The following is a 13,493-nucleotide window of genomic DNA, read 5'->3' on the forward strand; positions in this document are numbered from 1 at the left end:
CACCGCTGCTGACCGCGTGGCGAAGGGCCATTCGGTGACCGGGCTTGCGCTCGTTTCCGCTTTCTGGTGCCGCTATTGCTATGGCACCACAGACAGCGGCGCTGTCATCGAGCCGAATGATCCGTCATGGGATCGCCTGACCAAGCAGGCAGCGCGCGCCAAAGCCGACCCGGCTGCGTGGCTTTACATGGATGATATTTTCGGGGCGCTTGCCGCCAATCCCGCCTATGTCACCGCGTTCAGCTCTGCGCTGAAAGCAATCTGGCAGGATGGCACGGTCAAGACGTTGGAACGCTACCTTGCGGGGCAGCAGCTTTGATAAAAAAAGTGCCGCTTCTCGTTAGAGAGGGGCTGCAATCAGATGCCCGGTTGCGGCGTGGCGCATGACTTCCATCGGCACGCCGTAAATCTCTTACAATGCATCGTTCGACACGTCGCTGGGTTACATCAATCGAACGCAAAATCATGTGTGTTGCTTTGAATACGCGTCCACGCCGCACAAGTTAATCTGCGCGCGACATCGGTATCGGATTATTAGATTTGAACGTGGAGCCGCCATCGCCAACAACGTTACCGTTGTAAAGGTTACTGTAGCGAGTCACTTTGATGGCCGAAGTTCACAGGATGCGTTCTCGCGATATTAAGAAAGACTCGATTTTATTTCGAACCGTGCCGACCGCGATCGTCATTCAATTTTGTGCAAAGACAGAGAGACGCAGTTTGTTCTATCTCGGTGAAGAATTGTAGTTTAATTGGGAATTGCCCATGTTCTTGACGGGCAATCAGGCATCTATATGAACCAGACTCGCGTATGGACAACTCCCCAGCTGGAACCGACGCTAATCTGACCTGCCAGTTTGCTATGGGTTTCATCCGGCCACGCTTCGCCATCGGCCGACGTAACTATGATCGCGCCTGCTAAATCCTGCCCCACGACCCACGAGCACTACGTCGTTGCGTTTCGAGAGGGTCATCCGGCGGCGGACGACTTCAATCTCGACCGATGGTTGGATTATCCGCACATTCTCGTTTCAGGCAAAGGCGAAGGATGAGGTCCGTTGGACATGGAATTTGCCCGGATCAGGCGATCGCGACGTGTGGGCCTGGTGGTTCCATAATTTGGAATGGTGCCGGAACTGCTGCGTGGCTCCGACATGATCGCCATGCTGCCCTCGCGTGTTGCCCTGCTGGCCGACGACCTCACCATTTTGCCGACGCCGTTCACTGTGCCGGCGTGGCAAGTGGCGTCATAGCGCTCGTGCTGCGGCTTTCGTCGGACACCCACAGCGTCATGTTGAAGGCGGGTGTGGAGGCCGGACAGCCTGCAGTTGTCCAGCGCGCCGCCAGCGGCGTGTCAGGCGTCGCTTCCGTCATTGCGCGCGAGGCGGTTGTCCTATCATATGTGGATGGGTTTTATCTCGTCTTCTGGGCGGGGATATTCGCTCTGCTCCTCGCCGCCACCCTGCAACGGGCGCCGGTTAACCCCTTGATACCACCGAGATCCGCCTGATGGGTGGCCGTTTCTCTGCAAACCATGGCCGGTTCGCAGCAGCCAAACTGCGTGGGGCGTGATATGTTGCAAAACTTGGGAATGGAGAGGAAAACGGTAGTCAGGTGAAAGCGTTGAGGTATCATCGATGAGCATTCCGGTAATTCCTCGTCATGATTATCCCGATAACATCGTGCGCGCCGTCGTCGGTCTGAAGGTCGAACTCGCTTTTGCCGGCGAGACGGAACCGCACCAGCACCGCAAGGACCAGTTGCTCTATGTCATCGAGGGCCTCATCACGGTGGAGGCGGCGCAGGGCGTATGGACGGTCCCGCCGCAATGCGCCATCTGGGTTCCGGGCGGGGTCACGCATTTTGCCAGGGCGACTGGCCAAGTGTCGATCGGCAATCTGTACGTCGAGCCTGACGAGAGCCGGGGCCAGCGGGCAGATTGCGGCATTCTCTTCGTCCAGCCTCTCCTGCGCGAATTGATCCTGCGTTTCGTCAACGAGCCGCACAGCTACCCGGAGGGAGATATCCGCGAGACGCGCCTGGCGTCGGTCCTGATGGATGAGCTTGAGAGAGCGCCGGTGGAGCCGTTGCGTCTCCCTATGCCCTCGGACCGGAGATTGAAGCGGCTGGTCGATACGCTGATCGACGATCCTTCACTCAGGCTGAATCTGGAAGAGTGGGGCGCCCGTGTGGGTGCGAGCAATCGCACACTGACAAGGCTGTTTCAGCGTGAGACTAGCATGTCATTCGGCCGCTGGCGGCAGCAACTGCATGTCGGTCTTGCGCTTCAAAGGCTGGCGGACGGCGAATCCGTAACGAACATCGCAATCGACTTGGGATACGAGAGCCCGAGCGCATTCATCGCCATGTTCCGGCGGATGCTCGGTACGACTCCGGCCCGCTATCTCACCGAGACGACGACCGAGATGAGCGGCGGGGGTAAAGAGGATATCGTCCATATCTGCGGTGACCGATGCCCTCACAACAAGGTACCGCCAGCAGGTAATGTGGTGCCGCTCTCTCGCAAACGCAACGCTAAGTAACACAGCCATCCAGCAGCAGGTGGTGCAGCGGTCCGGAAATGCTAACAGAACTGCTTAACCAGATTCCCGCTTCAACCTCCCTGCATCGATGGCGTCCCAACAGATATCGACGCGTCCCTTACCAGAGGTTATCTTCGGATTGGTCTGTGGCAGATCCACCACATTTTGATCCCTCCGATCGCGTTCAGTTTAAGCATCGCCCCAAGTTCACGGCAGCGGGTTTTTCGGGCATCGCTATTCGTGGGCTTATGCCTCTCTGATGCGTGCGCTCACTTCTTATTAGGATCGTGCGCGTGATGACTGTCCCGCTCTCCGCCGCCTCCGGAAACGCGGCTTTGTGATCGTTTATCGCTATCGGCCGAAGGCTTATTGATCTTGAGCGGCTTTTTTGCATTCTGATGGGATGCACCTGGTCCGCCTTGGCGGATGCTTGCGGGTGTTTTAGTTGAAGTCGACATGATGCTTTCCTAGCGATCCTGCTGTAGGCCCTGATGTGTCGTATTGATCTTTGTGTTTCCCTGCTGCCCCTGCTTTTCCACGTTGGGCGCGGATGACCCGCGTTCGACTTTCTCAATTGGGGATTTTCCGTCTTCGCCGGTTCCTTTATTACTGCGATTGGCTTTCGGAATGAGCGGTTGTTTCGCGGTCATAGCTTGAATCCTTAGTTCGTCTATCGCTTTAAGCGCGACCAAGATAGCGTCCTGCTTTTCTGTAGCGCCGCAGGTATGGGCGACCCGAGTTGCACAAAGCAACGTCCGAACATGAGGCGAGCAAGTTTGTTCCCTTTAGACCAATTAGAATAATTGACGGCGCAAAAACAGGCGCTGGTCTTTCCGACAGGCTCTCTTGCTGTCGCTGCCAGCACCCGCTGGCACGACAGGACCGTGTAGGGATAGTGAAGCTGAAGCTTGTCAGCCGCGTGAAGCGGAATTGTAACACATTCCGTGCTCAAGATCGCTTCTCGGGCGGTTCAACAATCCTCGATCAAAAAAGCTGTTCGATGAAATTCGAGCACGCGACAGTTTCCCGTCGGCGATACCCCGGTCGAAGAAATTTAGAAGAACGAACAACGGGGCGGTCATGCACCAAATATGGAAGGAGTAGCCGACTCGTCGCCGATTGGAGCCACGACGATTGTACTCTTGACTGGCAATCTGCACGTCTCCAAATGGCAGGGTCAGCCGTTCACATCCATTCAAGGTATAGGAAAACAACTCCGTGATGCATATAGATCTTTTCAAACGTTTCTGGCTTAATGGAGTGTGCAGGAGCATGATAGTATGAATCCTGAGATTAAAATGAATGCATATAACGCTAATTCTAAGGGAAGAGGCACTCTCAGACGAAGAATATCATGGATATATTTCAGACTGGATGTAAGTATATTTATTAATTTATATAGCATAACTATAGTCTGACTCCTTTTATCATCATTAATATTAAATTGATGTAAAAAGTATTAAAATAAGCAGATTATATTAAATACAATCTGCTTAAATTTCATAAATATTACGATGACTATCACAAATATTCGATCATATAATTCTTAAGATTTCAGAATTTTTCCATTCAAGGATCCATGTTTTTATATATACGCCGGATTTTACATACGGATCGGTCAAGTTAAACGAATCCAATTCTGCTAACGTTGCAACATTTGCAATTAGTAATGCGGCAGTGGTGGCATCACTGCCTTCTTGGAACGCGGGACCCGACATAAGAACCTCGAACGGTGCGTCAGCAATGTGTTTCTTGTGTGCATCATGAAGCTGCGCGCGTGCGCGGGTCCTTCGGGGATCTGAGACTGCAAATCGAAATGCGATCATTGTTTATTTCCTGCTTGGACAAGAACGAAATCGAACTTTGATTGCCATAGGCTGATGGATCCCGATGTGGGCTCGAAGGGGGCAATCAATGTCTTTTTAACGCCAAACACTGCATCCGATTTGAGGTAGGCGTCATCTGCGACGAAGGTATGGGTTATTAGCTTTTCATAGCCGTCTGCATTCACCAGGTAGTGCATATGAGCAGGCCGGTATGGGTGCCTGCCAAGATGGCCGAGCATTTCTCCGACCGGTCCGTCGTCCGGGATAGGATATGAGACTGGTTTGATGCCGAAAAACTCGTAATAACCATCACTTCCGGTTACGAAAATGCCACGGTTATTCCATTTTGGCTGTATGTCTGGCTGTTGGACGTCGTAATAGCCGTCTGAATTGTCGGACCACACATCGATGCTCGCACCTGCGATGGGATTGCCATTCAGATCCATTACGCGTCCAAAATAGCGACAGCTCTGGCCCTTGCCGTCCAGGGAAATGCAGTCGCCCATCTTTCGGAAGGGTGCGTTTTTCACATGGAAGGGTCCAAAAACTGTGTTTTCGGTCGCACCGCAGGGGCGTCTATTGTTGATGGCGTCGACAAGCATTGAGACACCGAGCGTGTCACTCAACAGAATAAACTCTTGTCTTTCTTCACTGCATATCCGCCCAGTGCGTGTCAAAAAGTCGATAGCGTACTCCCACTCGTTCTGTGTCAGAGCCACTTCCTTTATAAAACTGTGCAAATGGCTGACCAACGCCCCCATGACTTCGGTGAGTCTGGTCGAGTCCGGTTTCATTCGTCCATTCACGGTTTCAGTGGAGTTTTCCTCCGAAAAGTACGCATTCATATGTCCATCTCCCAATATAGTTCAGCGCGGGCGAGCGCCTTCCAGCGCCATTTCAAGGAGTTGCTGGATAGCTTGGCGCTCTAGGGGGCGGGGGTTCCAGTAAGCGTTTTTCAGGGACTGTGCGGCCGCCCGCTCTATATCGCGGCGCACGAGTCCAAGTTGAGCGAGAGAATACGGCGCGCCCAGGCGTCGTGAAAAATCAAAGATGCCAGCAGGGATTGACGCGCCGAATAAGTCTTGAAGAGGCGCAAGTTCCACCGCCGCCGCCTCACTATTGTATGCGATTGTGTAGGGAAGCAGGATCGCGTGTGTTTCGGCATGAGGGAGGTCGAACATTCCTCCGAGCGTGTGGCAAATCTTGTGATGGAGCGACATCCCTACTGTACCAAGAACCGTGCCGCACAACCAGGAACCAAACAAAGCCGACGTTCGCGCGTCCTTGTCGTCGGGAATTTCCTGTATTGCCGGCAATGCGCTATGGAGGGCGCGGAGGCCTTCTATCGCCATTAGGGACGAAATCGGATTTCTGTCTTGAGCGTAGAGCCCTTCCAGCGCATGGGCCATAGCATTGAGGCCGCTGGTTATGCTGAGCTCGACCGGAAGCTTCATTGAAAAATTGGGATCGTAGATTACAAGGTCGGGAAGGATGCCCGGGTCGCGAATGGTGGTCTTGGAGCCGTTTTCTGTCTGTCCGAGTATAGGCGTGACCTCAGATCCCGCATATGTGGTTGGAACGATGATCTGCGGAAGGCCAGTCCTGAGAGCGATAGCTTTTGACAGGCCGGTAGTCGAACCGCCACCGATAGAAAGGATTCCATCCGCATTCAGGTTTCTGGCGATTGAGACGGCTTTCTCAGTTGTGTTGACTGGTGTGTGCATGACTGCTTCACTGAAAACGCCAACGGAACTGTCTTTAATGATATTGGCTAATTCCATCGCTTCGTCACGCTGAGCGGCGGTGGACAGGACAAGAATTCGGTTCAATCCCATCCTGTCTCTTTCGTCGGGTAGCTTTTGAAATGTCCCGGTCCCGAAAAGAATACGAACTTTGCTTGAATTGTAAGCGAATGAGTGCATGCCGATCCTCAGTCAATCTTGAGCGCACGATTGTCCACGCGCATCAGGAACGGATGAATCCGCGTGTCGGCCCAGACACGTGCGCCCTGAAATGGATCGTTGTGGTTAAATGAAACAATGTCTTCCAACCGTTCGGCTTCGACAATGAACATTGAGCCGATCATGGTGACTCCGTCCTCAGCGATTAGCGGACCTGAAATGACCGTCTTCACGGGAGTGCTTGCGAGATACTGCTTGTGAGCGTCGTAGTTGGCCAGTCGGCGGGGAAGGGCGTCTTCGAAATCGATACAATAGACGACGTAGAGCATGGGTTTTGCTTTCATAGTATTAGGATGAGGCCAACATACGCACAACTGATCGTCTCTTTTTCTGCATCTCTTGCAATGTTCAGAGTATCCATTCTGGATGTTTTGCCACTGGAGATTTGAACTGTGACCAGGTGATGTTCGGACACCACTAGGAGAAGACAGGCGTTTTGGAGAAGACAAGAATGGCAAAGCAACGAAGAATCGGCTGGATAGGGGTTGGTAAAATGGGTCAACCGATGGTGCGTCATCTGTTGGCGAAGAACCATCATGTGGCAGTCTATGATAGAAATCCGGCAAACTGTCATACAGTTCGCGGAGATGGAGCCAAAATAGCTCCGTCCGTGGGTGAGCTTTTGAAGGACGTCGAGATTATCATGTCGATGATCCCTAATGATCAAGTTCTCGATGATCTCGTTTTCGGCGAATCTGGGTTCGCAGGCCATTTGAACGAGGATCAGATATTCGTGGATTTGAGTACGGTTTCTCCCCGTATTTCGAAAAAGGTCTCCAACGGCATCCGGACAACCCGTTATCTGCGCGCGCCCGTTTCTGGGAGCACCCATACTGCGAAATCGGGATCCCTTACGGTCATGGTATCCGGCCCGCAGGCTGATTTTGAGATATGCCGGCCGGCGTTCGAAGCGTTCTCAAGTCGACAATATTACGTCGGTCCGAGTGAGGAGGCGCGATATCTGAAACTGGTCCTGAACAGTCTTGTAGCGGCAAATGCAACTTTAATGGCGGACGCGTTACGGCTGGGTCAAGCGGGTGGGCTTTCGCGGAACGTTATCATGGAAGTTATCTGCGAAAGTGCAGTAGTTTCGCCACTTCTCAAATACAAGCGAACCAATATAGAGCAGAACGACTATCCACCGGCATTTTCCGTCTCCCAGATGATTAAAGATACGGGTTTGATTGCCGAAGCCGCAGCTGATGTCGATGTCGAAATGGCAGTAAATGGGCTTTCCCTAGAGCGTTTCCTTCATGCCGCGGAGAATGGTCTTGAAGACCGCGATTTCTTTGTGCTCACTTCCGAGACTGAGCACGCGTCAGGCTAAAGCTCGATTCCCGGGAATGAAATTGGTTCTGGGGACTATGGGTAATCACGAATAGAGGAGATCTTGATCAAGGGATCTGATCCTCGTGTTGGCGTCGGCCAAGGCCACCTTGATTGACTTGTGGCCAATCAACGCGTCGTGAACCTCCTCGCCCAAAATGGTTTCGATATGGATGTATTTGGGTATGGCGGGACGTTGCCATACGTTGAGCAGACGACGTTGCGACAGCGACTTTACCAGTGTGTAGATTGGTGAATTGAGGTTGGCTCCCGGGTCCCCCATGAGGCTGAAAAGAGGAGATAGCGGTAGCCCGTCCTTTGCACGCGCGAGCATCGCTTCAGGACTACACATCCAAGTGAGGATCTGCTTTGCTTTTTCCATCCGTAACGGCGGCAGATTGCTCGGAATTGCGAAGACGAATCCGCCCAAGGGGGCAAGGCTTTTTCCACCTCTTCCAAACGGAGGTTGCAGATAGGTTACACGCCGCTTGACGGCGGAATCGATCTGCATTTCGAAACGCGTCGCATGGATTGACCACGTATAGGCCATAGCCGCTTTCCCGCGTGTGAATAAGTCAAGAACGGTTTGGCGCGATGTTTCGAGAATATTCGGCGGCGATATGCTCAGAAGTTCTTTCATGTATTCCAGCGCTTCGTGCGCCGCATAGCTATCGATCAGTGCTCGCACCTTGCCCCCGTTCATATCCTTTTTCTCGAAGCCGCCTTTTACCTGGGCGAGGTCCGGGATGGGAGCGCCGCAACAGCCAATAATGAACATGAATGTATGCGCGACATCGATGCCGCGACTGGCGTTCCAAACGATCCCGTAACGCCCGTTATTGGGGTCATGCAAGGCGTGACCGCATTTAAGCACATCGGCGAATGTTGCTGGAGATTTCAGGCCCTCAGTTTCCAGAAGGTCCTTTCGGGCCGCCAGGATTTCGACTGCAGCATAGCTGGGAATGCCAAACTGTTTTCCTTTCGACATCCCCATATCCCAGACTTCAGGATTAAAGCTTTGAGGCACGATCCGCCTTGCGTCCGTGAGGGAGTTGAGGTTGATGACGGCGCCGGCTTCAGCAAACTGCCCAACCCAGGGCGCATTCAGCGCAACGATATCGAAGGTGGATTCCGGCCGCTTGGCATTGGCCAACAATTCAGCATGCAAATCCTCCATGTTGCGCATGTGGAAGTTCTGATAGGGGCCTAACCGTTTACGGAAATCGGACCAGAGATGTCGCAAGGACATGAAATAAAAGTCATTGTGAAGGAGAAAAGTCGCCTTTTCGACGCCGTCTATGTTGCGAACAGCACGAAGCTGGTCTTCGCTCAGCGCCAGCGCCTGATGATCGCCTCCAAAAAAATATTCCTCATCATTGCGGAAGTTTTTGTCACCATAAACGCGCGCAAGTTCTACTTTGACGTCCTTCGCGTAGTTGTAGAACTGATCGAGCAGCAGATTACTGGGAATCAGTTGAAAGCGCTTGGTGTCAGAGCCGCTGAAAAACTTTTCCAGCATGTGTTCGCGCAGAAGTTCGTTTATCTTCCGGTGGGCCGTTGCATAGGGAAGCTCCGAAATCTGAATCAATTCTGTCAGAGTGACGGTCCCACCTTCGATGAAGCGCTTGACAACATGACTAATTATTCGCCAGTGCGCGTCATCCTCAACCTTGCCATGCATCGGCCGGAAGGCATCGCGAAGACGCGACATGAAAGCAATCACGCGTGCGATCTCATACGGGCTCAAAATCAAACTCTCCATCAGCATCCAATAGGTGGAGACTGCGTGCGACCGTAGGTGAGCGGCAGATGCAACGCAAGAACGTTAACGTGAGAAACAGGCCTCGAACTGGCGGGCAACTGCGCATACAACATCGTCCTTGCCCATTGGTCCTACTATTTGCAAGGATACAGGCCGTTCGTTGATGGAGGGTAATGGGACAGCAATGGCCGGATTACCCGAAAGGTTGAAAGGGCGTACGTTTTTGGTCAGCGAGACCGCGCTTCTATCGGCTCTCGCTTCCGTCAGCGCAGGAGGAAAGTCCGCAATAGTCGGTAAAACCAGCACGTCGACTGTCTCAAAGGCTCTTTCAAGCTCTTCGCGAAATTGCTTTCTTATGACCTCGGCGATACGCACGTCCTCTGCGGTTATACGCGCCGCCTTTCTAAGTCGTGTTAACACGTCATCGCCAATCAGTGAGGAATCCAGCAGGTCGCGAAATGCGTTCGCGGTTTCATATTCGATCATCGTTAAGCCAGCTGAAAACGCAGAGTCGAAATGTGCAAGCATAACCCTACAGATCGGCAACCCTGTTGCGCGGACTGCGGCTATTATCGCATCGGATATCTCGGGGTTGCCATGAGGCGTAACCAACCCGAGCTTATAGTCGCGGGAATCTTTCCTCTTATAGTGCGGATCAAGGGCCTCCATTGTCGCTTCCAGCTGGGCGACCGATTGTGCAAATACACCAACGCAATCCAGCGAGGATCTGGCTGGTGAAACCCCGTCGCGCGGGATCCGTCCGAACGTTGGCTTCAGTCCGAAGACGCCGCAGCAGGCGGCGGGAATTCTTATGGATCCGCCAGTATCGGTGCCAATCGCTACATCGGCCAGGGACGCGGCGACTGCTGCGGCGGAACCACTGGAGGAACCACCGGGAATAAGCTTCGGGAAACGCGGGTTGACAGGGGTGCCGAAGGCGTCATTTATGCCGGTGATGCCAAAGGCAAGCTCGTGCAGCTTCGTTTTGCCAACAATCTGGAAATTGGTGGCAAGCAGTCGCTGAACGATAGTGGCGCTTTCGAGAGCAGGCGGTTCGGTCAGATAAACACGGCTTCCCGCCGTCGTGTTGAGCCCCTTGATATCGATATTATCCTTGACCGCGACCCGTAGTCCATTGCCGCCTAATGACGTCTGCATGACAAAAGGCGATTGTGGCGATCCCAACAAATTCTGGAATGAGCTCATCAATTGATCCTACGTCCAGTTGTCTCATCGAAAAGATGAATATGCTCGACTTGCGGAGCAATATGCACGGTGGATCCCAGAGTCAGATTGCTGCGGCCCGAAATTGCGAAGTGAACCGGTTGTCCGTCGATTTCTGCCGTAACAAGTGTCTCCGCCCCTGTTGGCTCAATGACGGTAACGGTTGCGATCACGCCAAACGCAGAGACATGCATATGTTCCGGACGGATGCCATAGATCACGGACCGCCCATTCAGGTCGGCACAGGCCGGCAAGGGAAACTGAACGCCACCGGCTGTGATGAAGCTATCTTTTGAAACTTTTCCCTTGAGAAAGTTCATCGCAGGCGATCCGATGAATCCCGCAACAAAGACGTTGGCGGGGCGGTCATAGACATCGAGCGGCGCACCGACTTGCTCTATGAACCCATCTTTCATGACGACTATCTTGTCAGCCATCGTCATTGCCTCGACCTGATCATGCGTGACGTAGATGGTAGTTGTCCGCAGTTTTTGGTGAAGTGACTTGATTTCGGCTCGCATTTGCACGCGCAGTTTGGCGTCCAGATTGGACAGAGGTTCGTCGAACAGGAAGACGGCGGGGTTGCGGACAATAGCGCGTCCCATTGCGACGCGCTGGCGCTGTCCGCCGGAAAGCTGCTTGGGGTAGCGATGAAGAAGGGCGTCCAGTCCGAGAATTTGAGACGCGTGTCGGACCTTCCGGCCAATCTCCTCTTTATCCGCCTTGGCCAGCTTTAGTGCAAAGCCCATATTCTCTGCCACGGTCAGATGCGGATAGAGGGCGTAGTTTTGGAAAACCATTGCTATGTTACGCGCCTTGGGCTCGAGCTCGTTTACTATGCCGCCGCCGATCGAAATTGTTCCGGCGGTGATGCTTTCCAGTCCTGCGATCATACGCAGCAGGGTGGATTTGCCGCAACCCGACGGCCCTACGAGCGTCACGAAGGATCCATCATCGATGCCGACACTGATGTCCTTCAAGACGGAGAAGTTATGGTAAGCTTTCTGTACATTATCCAGAGAAACGGAAGCCATGGATTGCCTCGTTGCTAGCGCCGACGGGCGCGTGATGTTGTTGAATTAGCCTTTGACTGCTCCGGCGCTGAGGCCTGAAACGAAGTAGCGTTGCACAAGCAGGAAGAGGAGGACCGGTGGGATGGTGAAGACGAGCGCCATGGCCATGATCTGGTTCCACGGAGTGACGTACTCACCGAATAGCGAGGACAAACCAATGGTCCCAACCCATTGATCAACGCTGCGCAGCAAGGTGCGCGCAAGCATGAATTCATCCCAAGCGTTCAAGAATGAAAAGATCGATGCGGCGATAACACCCGGAAGCGAAAGAGGCGTTACGATTCTCAGTGCAATGTAGTACCACGATGCGCCGTCGATGCGAGCCGCCTCGTCTATTTCGAAAGAAACGCCGTCGAAAACGGTCTTCAGCATCCAGACCATGACCGGTAACGCGAATGCCGCATTTGCGACGATAACACCAACCAGACTATCCGCCAGTCCAAAGCTGATGAACGTTGTGTAGAGCGGAATGATGAGAACGATTGGCGGCATCATTTGCGTTCCAAGGATCGACAATGTCAGAAGACTCTTGTGTCTGAATTTGAAGCGGGACAAGCCATAAGCGGCCGGAATGCCGATTGCCAGCGCCACCAAGGTTGAAAGAGCTGCGACAAGGAAGGAGTTCAGAAGCCAATGGAAAAGGCGGGTATCGAAGAAAATTGTACTGAACGTTCCGATAAAATGCCCATCCGGCAATAGGGCAGGAGGGTATGCTGTTGCGGCTGCATCGCTTTCAAAGGATGACTTGACCATCCAGAGAAGAGGGATCGAAATAATGAACGCCAAAAGATAGGCAAGCAGGACGAGGGACCAGTGGGCTCTTTTCATTGAATGGGATCCGATGCTCATGCCTGGTTACCTCGTGCGTTGATGACAGCAAAATAAATTCCGGCGCATATCATTGAGATTAGCAGAACTGCGACGCCAAGGGCTGCGGCGGTGCCTGGATGAAACTGCTGAAACATTTCAAGATAGCTGCGCAGCACGATCGTTTCGGAGCAGCCAGCGGGGCCTCCGCCCGTAAGGAGGTAGATCGCCGTGAAAGATCGCCCGAAACACCAGATCATCATAAGAAGTGTGAGCATCACGGTTGTTGATCTCACTCCGGGCAAAGTAATATGCCAGAACGCCTGTAGCGTGGTCGCCCCGTCCACTCTAGCCGCCTCGTAGTGCGAGCCGGGAATTGATTGCAGCGCCGACAGCATCATGACCATGCCGAGTGGAAGCAGTTTCCAGATCGATATTCCAGTAAGCGTGACAAGCGCATTCGGGCAACTGTTCAGGAAGTCCACCGAGAGATGGGCGCCGAAGAGTGTCGAAAGCAAATAGTTGATAACACCTACGTCGAAGTTGAATAACAGCGAAAAAATTAGGCTCGCTGCAACATAGGGAATTGCCCAAGGTACTATGAACAACGCCCGTACAACAGCGCGACCGGGAAAGTGCTGATTTAACAAAATGGCGATTGCCAGACCGAGCCCCCAGACCAAAACAACATTGCCAAGTGTGTAGATGACTGAAGTCGCGACGAGCTTCAGAAAATCTTCTGCGCCGATGATCCTCACGTAATTTGCGAACCCCACAAAGGCGGGGTTCCCCCCCATCGTATCGGCATAAAAGCTCATCTTGAAAGTCTGCCAGACTGGAAAGACAAACACCGCGATAAGTGAGACGACACAGGGACCAAAAAAGAGTAATAAATGCATATGCGGGCGGGACCGCACAGATTTGGTTGGGGTCTGATCTGATGTGATGGCTGACATGTTCTACCTCGAATG

The 13,493-nt window shown here is 53.0% G+C and carries 15 protein-coding genes; 3 read left to right on the forward strand and 12 right to left on the reverse strand.

Annotation, left to right across the window (positions count from 1 at the left end; genetic code table 11):
- Window positions 1-319: mannitol dehydrogenase family protein (locus D8666_RS21695; RefSeq protein ID WP_503591167.1), on the forward strand; the 319-nt coding region annotated here is incomplete at its 5' end.
- A gap of 902 nt (window positions 320-1,221) precedes the next feature.
- On the opposite strand, the gene D8666_RS24305 is transcribed toward D8666_RS21695, so the two are convergent.
- The gene (locus D8666_RS24305) at window positions 1,222-1,374 is read right to left on the reverse strand and encodes a hypothetical protein (protein ID WP_167836159.1); all 153 of its coding nucleotides are present in this window, start codon (window positions 1,372-1,374) and stop codon (window positions 1,222-1,224) included.
- A 263-nt stretch (window positions 1,375-1,637) separates the two neighbouring features.
- Between D8666_RS24305 and D8666_RS21705 the strand changes: the two genes are divergently transcribed.
- Window positions 1,638-2,543 carry an AraC family transcriptional regulator gene (locus D8666_RS21705; RefSeq protein WP_121539398.1) on the forward strand — a complete coding sequence of 302 codons (906 nt, stop codon included), beginning with the start codon at window positions 1,638-1,640 and terminating at the stop codon, window positions 2,541-2,543.
- 269 nt (window positions 2,544-2,812) lie between these two features.
- Here D8666_RS21705 and D8666_RS21710 read toward each other — a convergent pair whose 3' ends face one another.
- The 6 genes from D8666_RS21710 to D8666_RS21735 all read right to left on the reverse strand — a co-directional run bounded on the left by D8666_RS21710 (window position 2,813) and on the right by D8666_RS21735 (window position 6,599).
- Window positions 2,813-3,001 carry a hypothetical protein gene (locus D8666_RS21710; RefSeq protein WP_121539399.1) on the reverse strand — a complete coding sequence of 63 codons (189 nt, stop codon included), beginning with the start codon at window positions 2,999-3,001 and terminating at the stop codon, window positions 2,813-2,815.
- Between the two features lie 9 nt (window positions 3,002-3,010).
- Complete coding sequence (locus tag D8666_RS21715) at window positions 3,011-3,193, reverse strand: hypothetical protein (RefSeq protein WP_121539440.1); 183 nt, start codon at window positions 3,191-3,193, stop codon at window positions 3,011-3,013.
- 885 nt (window positions 3,194-4,078) lie between these two features.
- Entirely contained in the window at window positions 4,079-4,369 is a 291-nt protein-coding gene (locus D8666_RS21720) for a YciI family protein (RefSeq protein WP_121539400.1), read from the reverse strand.
- Window positions 4,366-5,214: a dioxygenase family protein gene (locus D8666_RS21725; protein WP_121539401.1), complete on the reverse strand. Its 849-nt coding sequence runs from the start codon at window positions 5,212-5,214 to the stop codon at window positions 4,366-4,368. The genes D8666_RS21720 and D8666_RS21725 overlap by 4 nt, the downstream gene beginning before the upstream one ends.
- Window positions 5,215-5,235: 21 nt before the next feature.
- Entirely contained in the window at window positions 5,236-6,291 is a 1,056-nt protein-coding gene (locus tag D8666_RS21730) for a maleylacetate reductase (RefSeq protein ID WP_121539402.1), read from the reverse strand.
- 8 nt (window positions 6,292-6,299) lie between these two features.
- The gene (locus tag D8666_RS21735) at window positions 6,300-6,599 is read right to left on the reverse strand and encodes a YciI family protein (RefSeq protein ID WP_121539403.1); all 300 of its coding nucleotides are present in this window, start codon (window positions 6,597-6,599) and stop codon (window positions 6,300-6,302) included.
- A gap of 182 nt (window positions 6,600-6,781) precedes the next feature.
- Between D8666_RS21735 and D8666_RS21740 the strand changes: the two genes are divergently transcribed.
- Window positions 6,782-7,657, forward strand: a complete 876-nt coding sequence (locus D8666_RS21740) for an NAD(P)-dependent oxidoreductase (RefSeq protein WP_121539404.1) — start codon at window positions 6,782-6,784, stop codon at window positions 7,655-7,657.
- A gap of 45 nt (window positions 7,658-7,702) precedes the next feature.
- Here D8666_RS21740 and D8666_RS21745 read toward each other — a convergent pair whose 3' ends face one another.
- The 5 genes from D8666_RS21745 to D8666_RS21765 form a co-directional block, all read right to left on the reverse strand.
- Window positions 7,703-9,418, reverse strand: a complete 1,716-nt coding sequence (locus tag D8666_RS21745) for an extracellular solute-binding protein (protein WP_167836160.1) — start codon at window positions 9,416-9,418, stop codon at window positions 7,703-7,705.
- 63 nt (window positions 9,419-9,481) lie between these two features.
- Window positions 9,482-10,624, reverse strand: coding sequence for an amidase (locus tag D8666_RS21750; protein WP_235859043.1), 1,143 nt, complete (start codon window positions 10,622-10,624; stop codon window positions 9,482-9,484).
- Complete coding sequence (locus D8666_RS21755; protein ID WP_121539406.1) at window positions 10,624-11,676, reverse strand: ABC transporter ATP-binding protein; 1,053 nt, start codon at window positions 11,674-11,676, stop codon at window positions 10,624-10,626. Before D8666_RS21755 ends, D8666_RS21750 begins: the two co-directional genes overlap by 1 nt.
- A 45-nt stretch (window positions 11,677-11,721) precedes the next feature.
- Window positions 11,722-12,543, reverse strand: a complete 822-nt coding sequence (locus tag D8666_RS21760) for a carbohydrate ABC transporter permease (RefSeq protein ID WP_167836161.1) — start codon at window positions 12,541-12,543, stop codon at window positions 11,722-11,724.
- A 17-nt stretch (window positions 12,544-12,560) separates the two neighbouring features.
- Window positions 12,561-13,478 carry a carbohydrate ABC transporter permease gene (locus tag D8666_RS21765; RefSeq protein ID WP_121539408.1) on the reverse strand — a complete coding sequence of 306 codons (918 nt, stop codon included), beginning with the start codon at window positions 13,476-13,478 and terminating at the stop codon, window positions 12,561-12,563.
- Window positions 13,479-13,493 lie beyond the last annotated feature (15 nt).

This window comes from Ochrobactrum soli (assembly GCF_003664555.1).
Lineage (GTDB): Bacteria > Pseudomonadota > Alphaproteobacteria > Rhizobiales > Rhizobiaceae > Brucella > Brucella teleogrylli.

What these genes read in the sequence shown, in the direction of transcription:
- D8666_RS24305 (WP_167836159.1), bottom strand. Translation starts at nt 1,374, where the DNA reads ATGACGGAAGCGACGCCTGACACGCCGCTGGCGGCGCGCTGGACAACT.
- D8666_RS21705 (WP_121539398.1), top strand. Translation starts at nt 1,638, where the DNA reads ATGAGCATTCCGGTAATTCCTCGTCATGATTATCCCGATAACATCGTG.
- D8666_RS21710 (WP_121539399.1), bottom strand. Translation starts at nt 3,001, where the DNA reads ATGTCGACTTCAACTAAAACACCCGCAAGCATCCGCCAAGGCGGACCA.
- D8666_RS21715 (WP_121539440.1), bottom strand. Translation starts at nt 3,193, where the DNA reads ATGACCGCGAAACAACCGCTCATTCCGAAAGCCAATCGCAGTAATAAA.
- D8666_RS21720 (WP_121539400.1), bottom strand. Translation starts at nt 4,369, where the DNA reads ATGATCGCATTTCGATTTGCAGTCTCAGATCCCCGAAGGACCCGCGCA.
- D8666_RS21725 (WP_121539401.1), bottom strand. Translation starts at nt 5,214, where the DNA reads ATGAATGCGTACTTTTCGGAGGAAAACTCCACTGAAACCGTGAATGGA.
- D8666_RS21730 (WP_121539402.1), bottom strand. Translation starts at nt 6,291, where the DNA reads ATGCACTCATTCGCTTACAATTCAAGCAAAGTTCGTATTCTTTTCGGG.
- D8666_RS21735 (WP_121539403.1), bottom strand. Translation starts at nt 6,599, where the DNA reads ATGCTCTACGTCGTCTATTGTATCGATTTCGAAGACGCCCTTCCCCGC.
- D8666_RS21740 (WP_121539404.1), top strand. Translation starts at nt 6,782, where the DNA reads ATGGCAAAGCAACGAAGAATCGGCTGGATAGGGGTTGGTAAAATGGGT.
- D8666_RS21745 (WP_167836160.1), bottom strand. Translation starts at nt 9,418, where the DNA reads ATGGAGAGTTTGATTTTGAGCCCGTATGAGATCGCACGCGTGATTGCT.
- D8666_RS21750 (WP_235859043.1), bottom strand. Translation starts at nt 10,624, where the DNA reads ATGAGCTCATTCCAGAATTTGTTGGGATCGCCACAATCGCCTTTTGTC.
- D8666_RS21755 (WP_121539406.1), bottom strand. Translation starts at nt 11,676, where the DNA reads ATGGCTTCCGTTTCTCTGGATAATGTACAGAAAGCTTACCATAACTTC.
- D8666_RS21760 (WP_167836161.1), bottom strand. Translation starts at nt 12,543, where the DNA reads ATGAAAAGAGCCCACTGGTCCCTCGTCCTGCTTGCCTATCTTTTGGCG.
- D8666_RS21765 (WP_121539408.1), bottom strand. Translation starts at nt 13,478, where the DNA reads ATGTCAGCCATCACATCAGATCAGACCCCAACCAAATCTGTGCGGTCC.